This window comes from Alteromonas sp. HB246098, from assembly GCF_054890645.1.
In genome coordinates this window covers 1,057,706-1,076,120 of sequence record NZ_JBTZUG010000001.1, presented here as the reverse complement: position 1 = coordinate 1,076,120, position 18,415 = coordinate 1,057,706, and the positions used below count along the sequence as shown (strand labels likewise).

The 18,415-nt window shown below is 44.6% G+C and carries 16 protein-coding genes and 3 tRNA genes; 13 read left to right on the top strand and 6 right to left on the bottom strand.

Going from position 1 to position 18,415, the window contains the following annotated elements; translation table 11 throughout:
• The first annotated feature begins 193 nt into the window (after nucleotides 1-193).
• The 8 genes from alaS (at nucleotide 194) to ACYTPF_RS04585 (ending at nucleotide 7,333) form a co-directional block, all read left to right on the top strand.
• The gene (gene alaS, locus ACYTPF_RS04620; RefSeq protein ID WP_461851358.1) at nucleotides 194-2,791 is read left to right on the top strand and encodes an alanine--tRNA ligase; all 2,598 of its coding nucleotides are present in this window, start codon (nucleotides 194-196) and stop codon (nucleotides 2,789-2,791) included.
• 134 nt (nucleotides 2,792-2,925) lie between these two features.
• On the top strand, nucleotides 2,926-3,117 hold the full coding sequence (gene csrA, locus ACYTPF_RS04615; RefSeq protein ID WP_032094439.1) for a carbon storage regulator CsrA: 192 nt from the start codon (nucleotides 2,926-2,928) through the stop codon (nucleotides 3,115-3,117).
• Between the two features lie 365 nt (nucleotides 3,118-3,482).
• Nucleotides 3,483-3,574, top strand: a tRNA-Ser gene (locus tag ACYTPF_RS04610).
• A gap of 37 nt (nucleotides 3,575-3,611) precedes the next feature.
• Nucleotides 3,612-3,688: transfer RNA gene (locus ACYTPF_RS04605), tRNA-Arg, on the top strand.
• A 53-nt stretch (nucleotides 3,689-3,741) separates the two neighbouring features.
• Nucleotides 3,742-3,818 (top strand) — tRNA-Arg (locus ACYTPF_RS04600).
• 260 nt (nucleotides 3,819-4,078) lie between these two features.
• Entirely contained in the window at nucleotides 4,079-4,366 is a 288-nt protein-coding gene (locus ACYTPF_RS04595) for an OadG family protein (protein ID WP_179982687.1), read from the top strand.
• Between the two features lie 18 nt (nucleotides 4,367-4,384).
• Nucleotides 4,385-6,199, top strand: a complete 1,815-nt coding sequence (oadA, locus tag ACYTPF_RS04590; RefSeq protein ID WP_461851357.1) for a sodium-extruding oxaloacetate decarboxylase subunit alpha — start codon at nucleotides 4,385-4,387, stop codon at nucleotides 6,197-6,199.
• A gap of 3 nt (nucleotides 6,200-6,202) precedes the next feature.
• On the top strand, nucleotides 6,203-7,333 hold the full coding sequence (locus tag ACYTPF_RS04585) for a sodium ion-translocating decarboxylase subunit beta (RefSeq protein ID WP_014948675.1): 1,131 nt from the start codon (nucleotides 6,203-6,205) through the stop codon (nucleotides 7,331-7,333).
• 51 nt (nucleotides 7,334-7,384) lie between these two features.
• Here the strand turns inward: ACYTPF_RS04585 and ACYTPF_RS04580 are convergent, their stop codons facing one another.
• Genes ACYTPF_RS04580 through pspF form a run of 6 tightly spaced genes read right to left on the bottom strand, consistent with a single transcriptional unit; the run spans nucleotide 7,385 to nucleotide 13,906 of the window.
• Entirely contained in the window at nucleotides 7,385-8,188 is an 804-nt protein-coding gene (locus ACYTPF_RS04580) for an ATP-binding cassette domain-containing protein (protein ID WP_118489956.1), read from the bottom strand.
• Nucleotides 8,188-9,183 (bottom strand): peptide ABC transporter ATP-binding protein, encoded by a 996-nt coding sequence (locus ACYTPF_RS04575; RefSeq protein ID WP_179982689.1) that lies wholly within the window; start codon nucleotides 9,181-9,183, stop codon nucleotides 8,188-8,190. The genes ACYTPF_RS04580 and ACYTPF_RS04575 overlap by 1 nt, the downstream gene beginning before the upstream one ends.
• A gap of 1 nt (nucleotide 9,184) precedes the next feature.
• Nucleotides 9,185-10,078, bottom strand: a complete 894-nt coding sequence (locus ACYTPF_RS04570; RefSeq protein WP_179982690.1) for an ABC transporter permease subunit — start codon at nucleotides 10,076-10,078, stop codon at nucleotides 9,185-9,187.
• Complete coding sequence (locus tag ACYTPF_RS04565; RefSeq protein WP_179982691.1) at nucleotides 10,065-11,096, bottom strand: ABC transporter permease; 1,032 nt, start codon at nucleotides 11,094-11,096, stop codon at nucleotides 10,065-10,067. The genes ACYTPF_RS04570 and ACYTPF_RS04565 overlap by 14 nt, the downstream gene beginning before the upstream one ends.
• Nucleotides 11,093-12,781, bottom strand: coding sequence for an ABC transporter substrate-binding protein (locus ACYTPF_RS04560; protein WP_461851356.1), 1,689 nt, complete (start codon nucleotides 12,779-12,781; stop codon nucleotides 11,093-11,095). Before ACYTPF_RS04560 ends, ACYTPF_RS04565 begins: the two co-directional genes overlap by 4 nt.
• Nucleotides 12,782-12,784: 3 nt before the next feature.
• A complete protein-coding gene (gene pspF / locus ACYTPF_RS04555) occupies nucleotides 12,785-13,906 on the bottom strand; it encodes a phage shock protein operon transcriptional activator (RefSeq protein WP_461851355.1) in 1,122 nt (373 codons plus the stop codon).
• A gap of 221 nt (nucleotides 13,907-14,127) precedes the next feature.
• Between pspF and pspA the strand changes: the two genes are divergently transcribed.
• From pspA to tyrR, 5 genes are all read left to right on the top strand, one after another.
• Nucleotides 14,128-14,811, top strand: a complete 684-nt coding sequence (gene pspA / locus ACYTPF_RS04550; RefSeq protein WP_461851354.1) for a phage shock protein PspA — start codon at nucleotides 14,128-14,130, stop codon at nucleotides 14,809-14,811.
• Between the two features lie 75 nt (nucleotides 14,812-14,886).
• Nucleotides 14,887-15,126, top strand: a complete 240-nt coding sequence (pspB, locus tag ACYTPF_RS04545) for an envelope stress response membrane protein PspB (protein WP_039222985.1) — start codon at nucleotides 14,887-14,889, stop codon at nucleotides 15,124-15,126.
• Nucleotides 15,123-15,569, top strand: coding sequence for an envelope stress response membrane protein PspC (gene pspC / locus ACYTPF_RS04540; RefSeq protein ID WP_461851353.1), 447 nt, complete (start codon nucleotides 15,123-15,125; stop codon nucleotides 15,567-15,569). The genes pspB and pspC overlap by 4 nt, the downstream gene beginning before the upstream one ends.
• A 202-nt stretch (nucleotides 15,570-15,771) precedes the next feature.
• Nucleotides 15,772-16,572, top strand: coding sequence for a phenylalanine 4-monooxygenase (gene phhA, locus ACYTPF_RS04535; protein WP_461851352.1), 801 nt, complete (start codon nucleotides 15,772-15,774; stop codon nucleotides 16,570-16,572).
• 213 nt (nucleotides 16,573-16,785) lie between these two features.
• Complete coding sequence (gene tyrR / locus ACYTPF_RS04530; RefSeq protein WP_179982697.1) at nucleotides 16,786-18,342, top strand: transcriptional regulator TyrR; 1,557 nt, start codon at nucleotides 16,786-16,788, stop codon at nucleotides 18,340-18,342.
• The last annotated feature ends 73 nt before the right edge of the window (nucleotides 18,343-18,415 follow it).

Genomic DNA, 18,415 nt, shown 5'->3' with positions numbered 1-18,415 from the left:
TCTCGTGCCCTTGCCACTTAACAAAATTGCGCTTTCCGTGGTATTGTTGCGCAAATTTGTGCGCATTTTTACTATTCAAAGAATGGTAATAGGGTATGGCACATTGAGTAATGACGAAATGTCCCGATTATAAGTCTTATCAAATAGGCAATTCGCACGTTTCAAAAATAGAATAAAGGAAGTTAGGTTTTCAATGACATTATCAACTGCTGACTTACGTAACAAGTTTATCGATTATTTTAAAAGCCATGGCCATCAGGCGGTGGCAAGCTCGTCACTGGTGCCGGCAGATGATCCCACGCTTCTTTTTACTAATGCGGGCATGAACCAGTTTAAAGACTGCTTCTTAGGTGCAGAAAAGCGTAGTTATACCCGAGCAGTCTCTTCGCAGCGCTGCGTGCGTGCTGGTGGTAAACACAACGACCTTGAAAACGTAGGCTATACCGCCCGTCACCATACTTTTTTCGAAATGATGGGTAACTTTAGCTTCGGCGATTATTTCAAAAAAGAAGCGATTGAGTTTGCATGGAACTTTCTAACTAAAGAAGTAGGTTTACCAAAAGAAAAGTTACTCGTTACCGTTTACTCTGACGACGATGAAGCGTTCGATATTTGGGAAAACCACATCGGTGTGCCTAAAGAAAAAATCATCCGTATCAGCACATCAGATAACTTCTGGTCAATGGGGGATACTGGCCCCTGTGGTCCTTGCTCTGAAATCTTTTATGACCACGGTGCACACATCTGGGGTGGTCCTCCGGGAACACCAGAAGAAGACGGCGACCGTTTCATTGAGATTTGGAATTTGGTATTTATGCAGTTTAATAAGCAAGCTGACGGTACCATGGAGCCGCTGCCAAAACCGTCGATCGATACGGGAATGGGCCTTGAGCGTATTTCAGCTATCTTGCAAAACGTGCACAGTAACTACGAGATTGACCTGTTCCAAAACTTGATCAAGTCAGCTGCATCAATTGTTGGTACTGACGACCTAGAAAACAAATCTCTGCGTGTTATTGCCGATCATATCCGTTCGTGCAGCTTCTTAATTTGTGATGGCGTAATGCCTACCAATGAAGGGCGTGGTTATGTGTTGCGCCGTATTATTCGTCGTGCGGTTCGACATGGCTACCAGCTAGGCGCAAACGATATTTTCTTCTATAAGCTAGTGGCATCACTGGCTAAAGAAATGGGCGAGGCGTATCCAGAGCTTGTTGATCAGCTGCCTGTTATTGAAAAAGTACTGCGTGTTGAAGAAGAGCAATTTAGCAAAACCCTAGCTCGTGGTATGGCTATTCTAAACGACACTCTGGAAACCCTAGAAGGCGATACAGTACCAGGTGATGTAGTGTTTAAGCTTTACGACACTTACGGCTTCCCTACAGATTTAACTAATGATGTGGCTCGTGAGCACGACCTTAAGATTGACGAAGAAGGTTTTGAAGCTGCAATGCAAGCACAGCGTGCCCGTGCTCAGCAGGCTAGTAACTTTGGTGCAGACTACAACAGCAAGCTTGCCATTGACCACACAACCTCATTCACAGGTTATACCGATGTGGAAGGACAGGCTAATGTGGTTGAACTTATTGCCGACAATGCGTTTGTAGAAAAGCTAGAAGACGGTCAGGAAGGCGTGGTTGTACTAGACAGTACGCCGTTCTACGCTGAGAGCGGCGGTCAGGCTGGTGACAAAGGTGTACTTCGCGTTGCTAACGGTGAGTTCATTGTGACAGACACACAAAAAATGGGTAATGCATTTGCACACAAAGGTATTGCTAAAGGCTCGGTGTCTAAAGGTGATACGGCAACGGCTGCGATTGATTCTGCAAATCGTGAAGCCATCAAAAAGAACCACAGTGCTACCCACTTACTGCACGCGGCGCTGCGTGAAATTCTTGGCGAGCACGTAACGCAAAAAGGCTCACTGGTTGAAGCGTCTCGTATGCGTTTTGACTTTTCGCATTTTGAGGCAGTTACCGCTGAGCAACTTACAGAGATTGAAAAACGCGTTAACCAAGAGATACGCGCAAACCATACGCTAGCCACTGAACTTATGGACCTAGAAGAAGCCAAAGCATCAGGTGCTATGGCGCTATTTGGCGAAAAGTACGATGAAAAAGTTCGCGTTGTAACCATGGGCCCATTCTCTGTTGAGCTATGTGGCGGTACGCACGTTGCGCGCACAGGTGACATTGGGTTATTTAAAATTACCAGTGAGGCGGGTATTGCATCAGGCGTTCGACGCATTGAAGCGGTTACAGGTGAGCAAGCCCTTGAAGTTGTGCAAGCACAGCAGGCTACTTTAGCTTCGTTATCTGGTTTACTGAAAACTGACAGCCAAAATGTACTCGATCGCGTAGTTTCTCTGCAAAATCAGACTAAAGAACTAGAAAAAGCACTCAATTCTGCTAAACAAAAACTGGCGAGTCAGCAAGGTGCTGATATGCTTAGTAATGCAGTAGAGATAAATGGCGTTAAAGTTCTTGTTGCGAATTTGGAAGGTGTTGAAGCGAAGTCATTGCGTTCAATGATGGATGACATTAAAAACCGAATTGGCGAAGGGATCGTAGTACTAGGTGTGGCCAACGATGCGAAAGTGAATCTTATTGCTGGCGTTACTAAAAACCTCACAGGTAAAGTAAAGGCAGGCGAGCTGGTTAACTTTGTTGCATCTCAAGTAGGTGGCAAAGGAGGCGGTCGTCCTGACATGGCACAGGCAGGTGGAGACCAGCCTGAAAACTTGAACCAGGCACTAGATTCGGTTAACGCTTGGTTACAAGATAAGCTATAATTATTTTTGTGTATAACAGTGAGTTTTTGAAGTGACACAGAAACAGGGAATCACTGTCGCTACCATCGGGTCGTGCCGTTGGGTTGGCAAATCTTAATGGATGATGTTCAGTATTAAGGAACAGGAGCAAGCGAATGCTTATTTTGACTCGTCGAGTTGGTGAAACGCTTATGGTAGGTGACGATGTAACCGTTACCGTACTAGGCGTAAAAGGGAATCAGGTACGTATAGGTGTTAATGCACCAAAAGAAGTTTCTGTGCACCGTGAAGAAATATATATGCGCATTCAGGCAGAAAAAGGCGGTCAGCCAGATTCTGCAGAATAATTGCATTGTACGCTTCATTGGAAAGGTCAGCTTTAGCTGACCTTTTTTGTTTTGGGCCAGAAATTCTTTCTTGGCTTTTTACGTTAAATCAAAATCGAAACGGCGTAGTGAAGAGGTAAACTCAAAAATTAATCACGTTATTTCTGAATAATTGACTAAAATTCAGTTATGAGTATTAAGTGGCGGACTGAATTCAAACGTAAACTGATAGCAAGCAATTAATAACTTTCCATTTAATTGTTTGTATTGCGAACAAATTACTGGTTTTTTGTTCGAATCGTTTAAAATGGCAGCGGGTGAACAATTTCTTTATAAAAAAGGTTTGACTCAGGCCAATGAATCCGTAAAATGCACCCCGCAGTCAAGGAGAGGTGGGTGAGTGGCTGAAACCAGTTCCCTGCTAAGGAACCATACGCATATACGCGTATCGAGGGTTCGAATCCCTCCCTCTCCGCCATTATTAGTTGGCAGTGGCGGTCAACAACAAGTTTTGCGCGTGTGTAGCTCAGCTGGATAGAGTACCTGGCTACGAACCAGGCGGTCGGAGGTTCGAATCCTTCCACACGCGCCACTTATTTTAAAGCGTCACCTTTTGAAGTAAAATTCAAAAGTAAACAAGTTAACGCGTGTGTAGCTCAGCTGGATAGAGTACCTGGCTACGAACCAGGCGGTCGGAGGTTCGAATCCTTCCACACGCGCCATATTGAAGAGCCCACCCTTTTAGGTGGGCTTTTTCATTTCTTGCATCCTTCAATTCTTCTTTTCTTTTTACGCTACTTTCGCATAAAGCCCCAACTTCATATAAATACAATGTATATGTTGCAAATTTATTAAGTAATAATGCATTAAGTTTCATATTGTGGGGTTTTATTCAATTTTTAGTGGTTTTTTATGCTGTTTTGTTGTGTTTTGAAAAACCTCGTGATACTTATTCAGGTACAAAATAACAACAGGATTGAATATGAATTCGGAATCCGTCGCTAGTTTGCTCATTGAAGCAGGCTCTCTTATGCTCATAGGAATGGTATTTGTCTTTTCGTTCTTGGGACTGCTTATTGTCGGCATTCATTTGATTGCACGTTTTTGTGAAGCATTTCCAGGTGAAACATCAGACCCTTTAGCCAATGTGACCCGGCCTTCAGCCAATTTGGCTCGAAATAATCAAGCGGTACAACCGGGAATAGACGGTAATGTCATCGCTGCTATTTCTGCCGCAATTCATACCCATCGCCAAAATTCTAAAAAATAATCCATATCAGGAGTTACCATGTCTAAGCCTCTGGCCCTTACCGAGCTGGTCCTGCGTGATGCCCATCAATCGCTTCTTGCTACGCGTATGCGTATTGAGGACATGCTTCCCATTGCTGAAAAGTTAGATAAGGCAGGCTTTTGGTCTGTTGAATCTTGGGGCGGTGCGACCTTTGACGCCTGTATCCGTTATTTGGGAGAAGACCCATGGGAGCGCATTCGTAAGTTAAAGGCAGCCATGCCCAATACCAAACAGCAAATGTTATTGCGTGGTCAAAACCTATTGGGTTATCGCCACTATGCTGACGATGTCGTTACTCGCTTCGTAGAGCGCGCTCACGAAAGCGGTGTAGACGTATTTAGGATTTTTGATGCCATGAATGACATCAGAAATTTAAAAACTGCCATTAAAGCTACCATAGATAGCGGCGCTCATGCGCAAGGCACGATTTCTTACACTGTAAGTCCAGTGCATAATCTAGAGCTATGGCTAGATATGGCTAAACAACTTGAAGACCTTGGCGTGCACTCTATTTGTGTTAAAGATATGGCAGGGCTTTTAAAACCTTATGAATGCGAAGCGTTAATTACAGGGTTAAAAGAAACCGTCGATGTACCTATCGCCATGCAGTGCCACGCCACAACAGGGTTGAGCACCGCAACTTACCAAAAAGCCATTGATGCCGGTATTGATATGCTCGATACAGCTATCTCATCAATGAGCATGACCTACGGTCACAGCGCAACTGAGACTATGGTTTCAATCGTTGAAGGCACAGAACGCGACACAGGTATTGCGCTACCTGAATTGGAAGAAATTGCGAGTTATTTTAGAGAAGTCAGAAAGAAATACAGCAAATTTGAAGGAAGCCTTAAAGGTGTAGATGCACGTATTCTGCTGGCCCAAGTGCCAGGAGGCATGCTAACCAACATGGAAAGTCAGCTAAAAGAGCAGGGTGCTGAAGATAAGTTTGAAGAGGTATTAAAAGAAATCCCTCGGGTACGTGAAGATCTTGGGTTTATCCCTCTTGTAACACCCACCTCGCAAATTGTCGGCACGCAGTCGGTACTCAATGTGCTAACAGGCGAGCGCTATAAGAGTATCACTAAAGAAACGGCTGGTGTACTCAAAGGCGAGTACGGTGCTACTGCAGCGCCAGTAAACAATGAGCTACAAGAGCGTGTGCTAGATGGTGCAGAGCCTGTAACATGCAGACCTGCTGATAATATTGCGCCTGAGCTTGATGCGCTGAGCAAAGAGCTAGATGAACTGGCTGAGAAAAAACAACTTTCGCTGTCAGACGACAAAATTGATGATGTACTGACTTATGCGCTATTTCCGCAGATAGGCCTTAAGTTTATCGAAAATCGTGGCAATCCTGATGCGTTTGAACCTGCACCGGGCGCTCAAGAGTCGCAAGGCACCCATGCGCCTAGTCCTGCTGAAGCTAAGTCAAACTCACAAGGGGCTACTGCGAGTGAAACTTACGACGTGAACGTAGAAGGGAAAGTGTATCGCGTAGAAGTGGCACCCTCAGGTACGCTAACGAGCGTTACGCCTGCCGATACGGCTCAACCCCAGCCACAAACTGTTAGCACAGCTTCACCTGCCGCTGCGTCGTCGCAGTCAATTGATGCGCCACTAGCGGGTAACGTATTTAAAGTATTAGTACGAACTGGCGATAGCGTATCCGAAGGTGATGTAGTGATGATCCTTGAAGCCATGAAAATGGAAACCGAGATCCGCTCTGCGTTTTCCGGTACGGTCACTGACATTACCGTGGGTGAAGGCGATGCTGTAACTAGCGGCCAACCGTTAATCTTATTGGGGTAATACATGGATAAGTTAATGGTACTTTGGGATAGTACCGCGCTTGCGCATTTTGAAGCGGGCCAGCTCATAATGATGGCGGTAGGCTTCGGGTTACTCTATTTAGCAATTGTTAAAAAGTTTGAGCCGCTACTCTTGCTACCCATTGGTTTTGGCGCACTGCTGACGAATATTCCAATTGCTGGTTTTTCAGAAGCGGGTGGCTTATTGCACTACATCTATAAAATTGGCATTGATACAGGTGTATTCCCATTGCTCATTTTTATGGGGGTCGGGGCAATGACAGACTTCAGCGCGCTTATTGCAAACCCCAAAATGTTGCTGCTTGGCGCTGCCGCACAGTTCGGTATTTTTGCTACCTTATTTGGCGCAATAGCGTTAAATCTTATTCCGGGTTTTGAATTTACGTTAAAAGATGCCAGTGCCATTGCCATAATAGGGGGCGCAGATGGGCCGACGGCTATCTTTCTTGCTTCACGTTTAGCACCTGACTTGCTAGGTGCTATTGCGGTCGCTGCATATTCTTATATGGCGCTGGTGCCTATTATCCAGCCGCCCATTATGAAAGCACTGACCACAAAAGAGGAACGCGAAATTAAAATGGGTCAACTTCGGCCTGTATCAAAGCGTGAAAAAATTATCTTTCCACTCGCCGTGTTATTTATGACCATCTTGTTTTTACCAGCTGCCACGCCGCTAGTAGGCATGTTCTGCTTTGGTAATTTGATGAAAGAATGTGGCGTTGTCGACAGGTTAAGTAAAACAGCCCAAAACGAGCTAATCAACACAGTGACCATTTTCCTTGGTTTAGCTGTAGGCTCTAAGCTATCAGCTGAGGCATTCCTTACGGTGGAAACTTTGGGTATTTTGGGCCTAGGCGCAATTGCCTTTGGTATAGGTACTGCTGCTGGCGTGTTGATGGCTAAGTTAATGAGTAAGCTATCCGGTGGTAGTATAAACCCGCTTATTGGTGCTGCGGGCGTCTCTGCAGTGCCTATGGCGGCGAGGGTCGTAAATAAGGTTGGCCTAGAAGCAAACCCTCACAACTTCCTGCTGATGCATGCAATGGGGCCTAATGTAGCTGGTGTGTTAGGTAGTGCAGTCGCTGCAGGTATTTTGCTAGCGCTGGTTGGCTAACAAGCGTATACATATTTAATATGGAAGGGGCAGTTTACTGCCCCCAGCGCTTTAACGAATTGTATTTTGCGGCACTAGCGACTGGTAAGCGGTGACCAGTTTCTTAGTGCGAGTGTGCTGCGGCCATCTGAAAATAGTTTCAGTTTTACCTTCCTCTACAATTTCGCCGCCTTCCATTACCACAACTCTATCTGCAATATGCCGGACAATCCCTAAATTATGGCTTATGAAGATAAACGCCAAACCTAGCTCTTGCTGTAGTTGCAGTATTAAATTCACCGTCTGCGAGCGAATAGTAGGGTCTAATGCAGCAAAGGGTTCATCTGCAACGAGCACTTTGGGTTTTAGTACTATAGCTCTAGCCAAGGCTACGCGCTGTTGTTGGCCGTCAGAAAGCATGTGCCGGTAAAAGTAATAGTGTTCGCGAAGTAACCCTACCTTTACCAACATATCTTCGATAATAGGCTTGCGCTCGGCTTCGCTAAGACCCGTATTCAAACGCAAGGGTTCGTCTAGGATTTTGCCCACCGGAACCGATGGGTTCATCGATTCCGCACTGTGTTGCAGAATCATACGAATGTCGTGGGTCCGCTTGCGTTGGCCGTCTTTTGACTGGTACTTGGCTAAATACTTGTGAGTGTTTATTTCAATTTCACCCGCATCGGCAGGTAGGGCGCCGACTAATAATTTAGCAAGAAGGGATTTACCCGAACGGTTTTCCCCTATGATGGCAATAGTTTCACCCCGTTTCACGCTCATGTTAACCGGACCAAGTTGAAATACCTCAGGCCGCTTTAACCAGCGCTTCTTTTCGTTATGTATAAACGTAAGGTCTTTTACCTGCAAAATGTCCATCACAGCTTCTCCATATGTAGCGGGTAATGACAGCTGTAGCTATGATCGTGAATTTTGCGTACGGCGGGCGTTTGCACACAGGCGCGTTGTGCCCGAGGACAGCGGGGGCCTAAACGACAACCAATAGGCAAATGTTGTAGCGTTGGTATAGAGCCGCTTAACGTAGGTAACGCAGACTTAGGCGGTAAGTCCTTTCTGAAGCTTGGTGCACTGTCTAATAGCGCTTTAGTGTAAGGGTGAAGAGGGCGCTTTTTAATGTGCTTCATCTTTCCCGATTCTACCGTTTGCCCCGCGTAGAGGACGGTCATTGAATGTGACATACTTGCAATGGCAAGCAAATCATGGCTGACAAACAAAATCGATAGAGAGCGAGTTTGATTAAGGCGCGTAAAGAGTTTTAGGATCTGCGTCTTAGTTGTGGGCTCCATGCCTCGAGTGGGATCATCTGCGATAAGTAATTTGGGTTGAGACACTAGCGCCATGGCTATCATGAACTTTTGCCCAATATCAGCGGGAATTTGGTGAGGGAATGCACTTAAGTAATGCTTGTGATGCTTTATTCCCACCTTGTGTACAGTACTTATTGCTATCTTTTTTCTGTGCTGCGCACGTTGCCAAAACCAGCTACCTTCAACGAATTCGTCAGGAATGCTTTCTTCAAGTTGCTCACCAAGCGTGGCCGACGGGTCAAGCGCCGCTTGCGGGTTTTGAAAAACCACCGCAATTTCACGACGCATCACTTCGCGGCGTTGTTGAACCGACATACCTAATAGGTTTTCTCCATTCCAGCTCATGCGGTCGGCGGTTAAATTCCACTGGTTTGGAAGCGCTCCGCAAATTGCCGACACAATAAGGCTTTTACCAGAACCCGATTCGCCCACCAAAGCACGAATCTCTCCTGAACTCACTGACAAATTTACCTTATCCAGAGCCTTTATGGTGCTATCACCGTTCTGCATTTCTAGGGTGAGGTTTTTGATATCAAGCATTGGCATGTTAGTGACTCACCCTTTTTCTCAATGAAGAACGCAAGCCGTCACCCACGATATTGATGGACAGCACAATAAAAAATATCGCCATACCGGGTACCGCTACATTCCAAGGTGCTAGGTAAGTAACGTCTAGCCCGTCGGCTAGAATTACACCTAATTCAGGTAACGGTGATTGAGCGCCCAAGTTTAAGAAACCAAGAGCCGAGATATCAATCACTGCAATTGAAAGAGCCAGCGTTCCTTGAACAACAAGCATTTCCGTCATATTAGGTAAAATAGAGTGAACAAAAAGCTGCCACTTGCTAGCACCATCAAGCGTTGACGCAACAATGTAGTCTTTCTTCATTTCTGCGCGCACGAAACTGCGCGTGTGGTGCACAAACTGGGGAATAAGGGCTAGGGTAATAGCCCACATACTGTTGACCAAACCCGTACCAAGTATTGCAACTATGATAATAGCAATCAGTAGTGTAGGGATCGCCATAAGCGCATCAAGTAAGTGATTCGCAACACTTGAGCGAACGCCACGTAACATACCAGCAAGCGTACCTAAACTTACACCAACTAGCATCGCAAGTACTACGGTCAAGAAGGCCGAGCCCAGTGTTGTTCGGCAGCCGTAAATAATACGGGTAAATAAGTCTCTTCCTAGTGCATCTGTACCGAACAAATGGGTAATTGAACCATTCGCTAACCAGCTAGGCGGAATTAACAATCCGTCAATGTTCTGCTCCACCGCGTCATAAGGGGTAATGAGAGGGGCGAATACCGCGCATACCACAAATAGCGCTAGCATAATTAACCCCAGCATAGAAATGTGGCTGTTCTTGAACGAAGCCCAGGTCCGTTGCCAAGGTGATGGGTGAAACTCTTCTTCGTACAAACTAAACTGTGGCACGCTCGTATTTCTCTCTACTTGGGTCAATCATACGGTTTAATACATCGACCAGAATCGTCAGGGTAATTACTACCGTAGATACCGCCATCATACCAATACGTAAAGCAGGGTAATCCCGTTGATAGATGGCTTGAATTAGCCAGTTGCCAATTCCTGGCCATGAAAACAAGGTTTCAACAATCATTGCATTGGTTATAAGCGTAGTAATTTGAATCGCCATTAGCGGCAAAATGGGAAGTAGTGCATTACGTAGTATATGGCGAAAGAATATTTGCCAACTAGAAAGCCCGCGCGACACGGCTGCAGCAATATAGGGGCGATGTTTTACATCTATAACTGAGCGCCGAGTTATGCGTATCATTGATGCCGTGGTTATGGCGCCAATAGCAAATGTGGGTAGCGCTAAGTGTGATAGTGCATCTTTAAATGCTAAGGATTTGTTTTCGATATCCGACAGCAAAACGTCAAATAGAATAAAGCCGGTTACTGGCTCTATGTCGTAAATTAAACTTATTCGACCAGACAGTGGGGCCAAGTCCAATTCCAAACTAAATACCAGAATAAGCAGCAGAGCGAACCAAAAGACAGGGAAAGAATAGGTAGTAATACTTGCACTATTTATTAAGTGGTCAGACGTTGAATAACAGCGAATGCCGGCGTAATAGCCTAAGGGGATGCCAATAAACAAGGCCATCAGCATTGCGTACGTTGCCAGTTCTATAGTTGCTGGCATCGCTATACCTACTTCCTCTCTTAAGGGCAGACCAGACGTGAAACTATAGCCCCAATCACCGGTCAGCAAATTACCTACATAGTAAATAAACTGAAAAATATAAGACTGGTCTAGCTTAAACTGCTTCTCTAACGCGGCGCGCTGCATCTCATTTTGTGGCACAAGTCCGGTCAGGTTTTCCAACGTATCGCCTGGAAAAAGGTAGGCCAGCGAGAACGAAATAATCGTTAACACTAAAAGCGTTAATATGAATAATGTGCAATATCTAAGGAGAATTTGGATCACAGTGCTTTCTCTACCCCGCCAAAACGCACACCGCCAAAGGGATTAATAGTCATGCCTTCTAACTCATTTCTATATGCTTGATAACGATAGGCATGTGCAATGGGGACCACAGGGAGACGTTCGTACAATAGCCTATTTACTTGCTTGTAAATAGCCGTTCTCTCGTCAATGTCTTCGGTTTGAAGGGCCTCGTTAAGTAGCTTGTCATAACTGTCGTTGCACCACATTGCCCGGTTTGTTCCAGATGGGATTGCTCCGCAGCTCAACAAGGGGCGATAAAAGTTGTCAGGGTCGCCGTTATCGGCAGACCAGCCGATTAATACGGAGTCGTGCAGGCCTTCTTGTAGATGACGTCTAAATGTCGCCCAATCGTAACTAACGATAGTTGCATCTACACCTACATCGCGAAGGTATCGCTGAATCAGCTCGGCCATCTTCGTTGCATTGGGGTTATAAGCGCGCTCGACCGGCATGGCCCATATTGTCATTGAAAACCCAGGAGCTATTCCTGCATCGGCCAATAACTTACGCGCTAGAACAGGGTTGTAAGCTGTGTCATCGGCATCGTTTTGAAATGCCCAGCTAGCCGCAGGCAACAGGGTCTTAGCCCGTGTTGCACTGTCGAAATAAACCGCTTCTAATAAGGTGTTTTTATCAATAGCCGCGGCGAGCGCTCGCCTTACATCGGGGTTATCAAACGGCGGGCGCTGAGTATTAAAGGCCCAAAAGCCCACATTTAGCCCTGGTTTTTCCGCTAATGTCAGATCATCCTCTGTTCGAATCACTTCAAGTTCAGTTTGTGCTGGGAATGCAGTTGCATCACATTCCCCTGTCATCAGCTTAGCCAAGCGTAACGAACTCCGAGGTGTTATATCGAAAATAAGTTGTTCAACGTCGGGCTTGATTTGGGCTTCGCTCACATCTTGTGGCGCTGAAGCCATATTACTTCCATTTTCTTCAAGGGCTTGTGTGCGCCAATAGTTGTCGTGGCGAAGATACTTAATAAAGTGGTCCTTTCGGTAACTTTCAAATTTGAAGGGCCCAGTGCCAATTGGGAGCTGGTCAATTTTGCTGGGCGTACCAGCCTGTGCAAGCTTATTGGCATATTCTTCTGACAGAATAACAGCGAAATCGGTCGCTAAATTTGCCAAAAATGAGCTGTCACGGCGTTTAAGCGTGATTTCAACACGATAACCATTTACCCGTTCAACAGACGCGATATTTTGGGCAAGGCCAATACTTTCAAAATAAGGGTAGCTTCCGCCCGACACGTAGTGATAGGGATGTGAGTTTAAGCGCCAGCGGTCGATACTAAAAATAACATCGTCGGCATTGAAGTTTCTGCTTGGTTCAAAATAACGGGTAGTGTGAAACCATACGTCTCTACGTAGCTGAAAGGCGTAGGTGAGTCCGTCATCACTGACTAACCAGCTACTAGCTAGACTTGGTACTATGCGACCAGAATCGGGGTCGAAGTCGAGAAGTCTGTCGTACAGTTGGTGAGATGAGGCATCAGAGGTTGTGCTCGATGTATCAAGCTGCGGATTAAAAGTTACTGGGTTGCTTTCAGAACAATAAATAATACCCGTATTATAAAACGCTTGTTTATTCTGCTTCGCACAGGATGCAACAAGAAGCGCTGTACATAAACATAATGGCAAACGCTTCATCAAACCATGAGACATGCTCTACGCCTCGACGTTTTCAGCGGAAGAATCTAGTAAGTTATATTTTTTGAGATAGCCTCGCAGCTGATGATAAGTCAGGCTCAATTTTTCAGCGGTTTTCTTTTGATTAAACTGACTGTCAGCAAGTGCCTGTTTTATCATATCTATCTCATGTTGTTGAGAGCGCTCTTTCAAATCTATGGGGTATTCGACAATTTCCTGCTTTTTGGCAGGGATAAGTGGTGTAACGTCAGCACCTTCAATATGTTCATTTACCATTGGCGTGTCTGTTTGTGCAACCACGTTAGGCGAATCTGGGGAGCTCACTCTATCATTTGTTTTTACTCTGCCTTTCGGACGGAAGGCTGACTCGAAGGGGTCTAACACTATTTCATGGACTGGGAGGTGAGGGTTATTCGTTCTGTAAACTGCACGTTCGACCACATTCTTAAGTTCACGGATATTACCAGGCCAATCATAATCAAGCAGAGTACGCTTCGCTTTTTCAGTAAAGCCGCTAAACAGTTCCATTTCCATTTCACGGGCCATATTGATGGCGAAGTTTTCAGCTAACATCATGATATCTTCTCGACGCTCGCGAAGTGGAGGGATGGTAATAACATCAAAAGCAAGACGGTCGAGAAGGTCTGCGCGAAATTCACCGGCATCGGCAAGCGCTGGCAAATCTTCGTTGGTAGCTGCGATAAGGCGTACATCGGTTTTTACTGACTTACTGCCACCTACGCGCTCAAATTCACCATATTCCACTACCCGCAGTAGCTTTTCCTGAATAAGACCCGATGTATTAGCAAGTTCGTCAAGAAATAGGGTACCGTTGTGCGCCACTTCAAAGCGACCTTCACGACGTTTCGAAGCGCCGGTAAAGGCGCCGGCTTCATAACCGAAAAGCTCACTTTCTAATAGGCTTTCACTTAGTGCCGCGCAATTCAGCTTAATATAGTTTTGATCCCAGCGCTTTGATAAGAAGTGCAGACGGGCAGCGATCAGCTCTTTACCAGTACCTCGTTCGCCAATGACGAGAACGGGTTTGTCTAGTGGGGCAATCTGTGAAATTTGCTCTAAAACTTCTAGAAAACTATTCGCTTGGCCAAGTAAATTGTCTTGCTGTCGATACCTACTCATTAAATCCCTCAAAAATTAGTCATTTCGACCAATTAATAGTGTAGAACAAAAAATATTGATAAACGAGCATTATTTGACCTCATGAAAAATGTATAGAAAATAATAGGTTAGCATATAAACAAAGTTGGCAAGTATATTGAATGCTGCCTATACCAAGAGTAACCTATTTATCAAGTGTGGTGTTTTCTAACACTTACCATTTTTAGCAAGAGGTAATTATTATGGGTATCTTCTCGCGTTTTACAGATATTGTGAATTCGAATATTAATGCGATTTTAGACAAAGCCGAAGATCCTGAGAAAATGGTTAGATTAATCATTCAGGAAATGGAAGACACATTGGTTGAGGTGCGCTCTGCATCTGCAAAGACGCTAGCCAATAAAAAGGAAATAGTTAATCAAATTGCAAAGTATGAAAGCGATGCAAATGATTGGGAAGCAAAAGCAGAACTTGCGTTAAGCAAAGATAGAGAAGACTTAGCCCGAGCTGCGCTGCAAGAAAAGAAAAAGTCTGCAGAAGCTGCAGAAGCGCTAAGTAAAGAATTGGCCGTTGTTGAAGAACAAATCAGCAAGCTTCAGGATGAAATTGGCCAGCTTCAAGAAAAGCTTGCAGATGCTAAGAGCCGTCAAAAAGCAATTATTATGCGTCAGAAAACTGCAAGCTCTCGTCTAGAAGTCAAGAAGACACTAGATAGTACGAGAGTAGATAATGCAATGGGGCGCTTTGAGCAATACGAGCGTAAAATCGATGACCTTGAATCACAGGTAGAAGCTTATGATTTGGGTAAAAAGACGCTGCAAGATGAGTTTGCAGAGCTAGAAGCCAGCGACAAGGTCGAAGACGAACTAGCTGCACTTAAAGCCAAGGTAAAAGGTGCAAATAAAAGCACTGAAAAATCAGAATAATAAAAATAAGGTATGCCCTCTTGATGGAAAACCGTGAAGAGGGTAGTTACATCAGAGTTTGTAGGAGACATTGAGATGGATGAAGGTACAATTGCAGTGTTGGTTATGCCCCTTGTGGTGTTCTCAATATTTGTCGCTCCCATTTGGCTAATTTTACACTATCGAAGCAAAAAGCAGGTCAATCAAGGGTTGAGTGCAGAGGAACACGCATCTTTACAAGATCTTGCTGAAAAAGCAGAGAAAATGAGTGAGCGCATTGAGACACTAGAAGCCATTCTAGATAGTGAGGCGCCAGAGTGGAGGAATAGAGCATGAGAAATGGTAAGCAGCTCTATCGCAACCCCGAAAATGCGCGCATTGCAGGTGTGTGTTCAGGCATAGCAGACTACTTTGGACTAGAAACCTGGCTTGTAAGAATTCTCGTTGTTACTGGTTTCTTTTTACTTGCAGGACCCTTTATCTTTGTTGCCTACATTGCTGCATGGTTTATCTTAGACAAGAAGCCAGCCGGTCTAGAAAATGCAGCTACTCCACCGGTTTTTTCAAAAGGTAAAGGTTGGACGAATTCAAACGCTGGACAGGTGAAAAGTCCTAAAGTTGAGGTTAAAACTAAAGTTTGGCAGGCTGGAGAGCCACCAAAACAGGCGTTTCACGATATTCGCAATCGTTTTGAAAAAGCAGAAGTTCGTCTACGTAAAATGGAAACGTATGTAACGTCTCGTGAATATCAGCTAAATAAAGAAATTAGTCGTCTATAACTGGCCTTACATCTCAAAAAATCTAAAAAGAAGCCGCTCGCAATGAGCGGCTTTTTATTATCTAAATCAAAAGCTTTAGTTACCTATGTAAAATTCCTGTTACAGCAAATATGAAGGTGCCATGAGGTCATCCACTTTTCGGCATCGTGAAATTCATTAGACTAAAAGGTAAGTTATTTCACACCTATTGGTCACAGAAGTTATGCCAAAATCAACACAATACCAGTCGAGACAATCTGATGAGAATGGCATTATCCATTGGTCAGATGAAGAAAACCAAATTTGGTCAGAGTTGTATGCGAGACAAATTCCACTGGTAAAAGAAAGAGCGTGCCAAGAATACTTGGACGGGCTTGGTTTGTTGAAATTAAACGAAAAAGAAATCCCCCAGTTGCCGGACATTAATAAAGTTCTGATGGAAAAAACAGGGTGGCAAACCGCTGAGGTGCCTGCATTAATAAACTTCGGAGAGTTTTTTAGGTTGCTGGCAAACAAGCAATTTCCTGTTGCTACTTTTATTCGTACGCGAGAAGAATTCGATTACCTTCAAGAGCCCGATATCTTTCATGAGGTATTTGGACACTGCCCGTTGTTAACAAACCCAGCTTTTGCTCATTTTACCCACACATATGGAAAGTTGGGTTTAGCGGCAAGTAAGGAAGACCGAGTTTACTTAGCGCGCCTTTATTGGTTCACCGTAGAATTCGGACTAGTGCGAGCTAAGGATGAATTAAAAATATATGGCGGGGGTATCCTGTCTTCACCAGGCGAAACTATTTACGCGTTAGATAGCGACACACCATTACGCAATCCACTAACTGCTATCGACGCTCTGCGAACGCCTTATCGTATCGATATTATGCAGCCTCTTTATTATATCTTGCCGGAATTCGACCATTTGTTCGAATTAGCAGAAATGGACATCATGGCACTAGTGGAAAAGGCAAAATCGTTAGGGTTGTTTTCCCCACTTTTCCCACCGAAAGAGAAAAAAGCCAGCTAACGCTATTGTTAATTAAATGTGTTTTATATAGGATGCCGCTCATCGAAGCGGCATTTTTTGTTTCTGGGGTTTAGTCCTTTGTCCTTGCGCAATTTACGTCTTAAAATAAGCAGCTCATCGCAATTTTAAAGTTCTGTAACATTTATCTTGTTATCTTTTTGTAAAAGTATGATATCCTGTACATATATGTTTACAATAAAGCTATAACACCCTATGCGTCTAGAAATAAGCTGTCAGGACCGTCTTGGAATCACTCAAGATGTTTTAGATATCCTCGTTACCAAAGAAATAGATTTGCGTGGTATTGAAATTGATCCCGCAGGTAAAATTTTCCTAAATTTTCCCAATATCGAGTTTGCTGATTTTCAGCACTTAATGCCTCAAATACGCCGCATCGATGGTATTGATGATGTAAAAACAACTTTATTCATGCCGGGAGAGCGAGAGAAAAACCAACTCTCCGCCATTTTACGAACATTACCTGATCCCGTTTTCTCTATAGATGCAAAAGGCAATATTTTATTGTGTAACGAAGCGGTAAGCGCAGGGCTTGAAATGCCAAGCAGTGAAATCATAGGAACAGAAATTAGTGAGATTGTTAAGGGGTTCAACTTCACTAAATGGATGGATGGAAAGTCTCCGGGCCCACAGTCTTCAAAAGTGAAGTTTATTCAGCAGGATTATCTTGCTGATATGCTGCCAATCACCGTACCCGATGGTGAGCAAAATATGATTATGGCAGGTGCCGTTGTTATATTGAAATCGGAAATGCGCCTAGGACAACAATTTACTGCTTTTCACCAATCGCCTACTGACAGTTTCGATCGCTTTATCACTCAGTCGCCGTTTATGAAGCGCGTGGTTCACGAAGCTAAGCGCATAGCAGACCTAGACGCGCCAGTACTAATTTTTGGCGAGACAGGCACGGGTAAAGAGATGATTGCGAGGGCATGTCATCAGTCTAGCCGCCGCAGCGAAGGTGCATTTTTAGCACTTAATTGCGCATCACTACCCGACAGCGTGGCTGAAACTGAGCTATTTGGCTACGCTGCAGGTGCGTTTAACCAGCCAAGCGCAAAGGTGGGGCTCTTAGAGCAGGCGAAAGGTGGTACGCTTTTACTTGATGAAATAGCCGATATGTCTTCACAGCTTCAGGCCAAACTGCTTCGAGTTTTAGAGGATGGTGAATTTAGACGCGTGGGAGACTCGGAACCGGTTAAAGTCGATGTGCGATTTATTTGTACTACGTGCCGTGACTTAGGTCAGTTAGTGGAAGAGGGGCGATTTAGAAAAGAGTTGTATTATCGCCTAAACGTGTTGAGCTTGGTTATGCCGTCTTTAAAAGATAGAAGGCAAGATATAGTACCTCTCGCCGAATCTTTTATTGTGCAGCACAGTACTAAACTGGGCCGCCGTCCAGCAAAACTAAGCAAGTCTTGTGTAGATTTTCTTCAGCAATATCCATGGCCAGGCAATGTAAGGCAGCTTCAAAATGCCCTTTACCGCGCATTATCATTGCTAGATGGAAAGGAAATTACCAAAGAAGATATTCAACTGCCAAGCTGCGCTCCTAGTGTTACCTATATAGATGAGAACTTCGACGGAACATTAGATGAGGAAGTGAAGAAGTTTGAGAAAGACCTGCTCAAGCGCTTATACCCTTCCTATCCAAGTACACGCCAATTAGCTAAAAAGCTAGGCTTGAGCCATACTGCTATTGCCAATAAGTTGCGAGAGTATGGCATCAACAAAGCGACCGTTAAGCTCTAACCAACTAAAAAAGTATTGCCCTTTGTTTCACTCACAATAGCAAAGGGCAATACTGCTTGGGGGCTTTCTGGTA

Excerpts from the sequence above, each read along its gene's own strand:
- ACYTPF_RS04575 (WP_179982689.1), bottom strand. The coding sequence starts at position 9,183 with ATGCCAATGCTTGATATCAAAAACCTCACCCTAGAAATGCAGAACGGT.
- phhA (WP_461851352.1), top strand. The coding sequence starts at position 15,772 with ATGCCAAAATCAACACAATACCAGTCGAGACAATCTGATGAGAATGGC.
- ACYTPF_RS04560 (WP_461851356.1), bottom strand. The coding sequence starts at position 12,781 with ATGTCTCATGGTTTGATGAAGCGTTTGCCATTATGTTTATGTACAGCG.
- tyrR (WP_179982697.1), top strand. The coding sequence starts at position 16,786 with ATGCGTCTAGAAATAAGCTGTCAGGACCGTCTTGGAATCACTCAAGAT.
- oadA (WP_461851357.1), top strand. The coding sequence starts at position 4,385 with ATGTCTAAGCCTCTGGCCCTTACCGAGCTGGTCCTGCGTGATGCCCAT.
- ACYTPF_RS04585 (WP_014948675.1), top strand. The coding sequence starts at position 6,203 with ATGGATAAGTTAATGGTACTTTGGGATAGTACCGCGCTTGCGCATTTT.
- ACYTPF_RS04595 (WP_179982687.1), top strand. The coding sequence starts at position 4,079 with ATGAATTCGGAATCCGTCGCTAGTTTGCTCATTGAAGCAGGCTCTCTT.
- pspF (WP_461851355.1), bottom strand. The coding sequence starts at position 13,906 with ATGAGTAGGTATCGACAGCAAGACAATTTACTTGGCCAAGCGAATAGT.
- ACYTPF_RS04580 (WP_118489956.1), bottom strand. The coding sequence starts at position 8,188 with ATGGACATTTTGCAGGTAAAAGACCTTACGTTTATACATAACGAAAAG.
- pspA (WP_461851354.1), top strand. The coding sequence starts at position 14,128 with ATGGGTATCTTCTCGCGTTTTACAGATATTGTGAATTCGAATATTAAT.
- pspC (WP_461851353.1), top strand. The coding sequence starts at position 15,123 with ATGAGAAATGGTAAGCAGCTCTATCGCAACCCCGAAAATGCGCGCATT.
- alaS (WP_461851358.1), top strand. The coding sequence starts at position 194 with ATGACATTATCAACTGCTGACTTACGTAACAAGTTTATCGATTATTTT.
- pspB (WP_039222985.1), top strand. The coding sequence starts at position 14,887 with ATGGATGAAGGTACAATTGCAGTGTTGGTTATGCCCCTTGTGGTGTTC.
- csrA (WP_032094439.1), top strand. The coding sequence starts at position 2,926 with ATGCTTATTTTGACTCGTCGAGTTGGTGAAACGCTTATGGTAGGTGAC.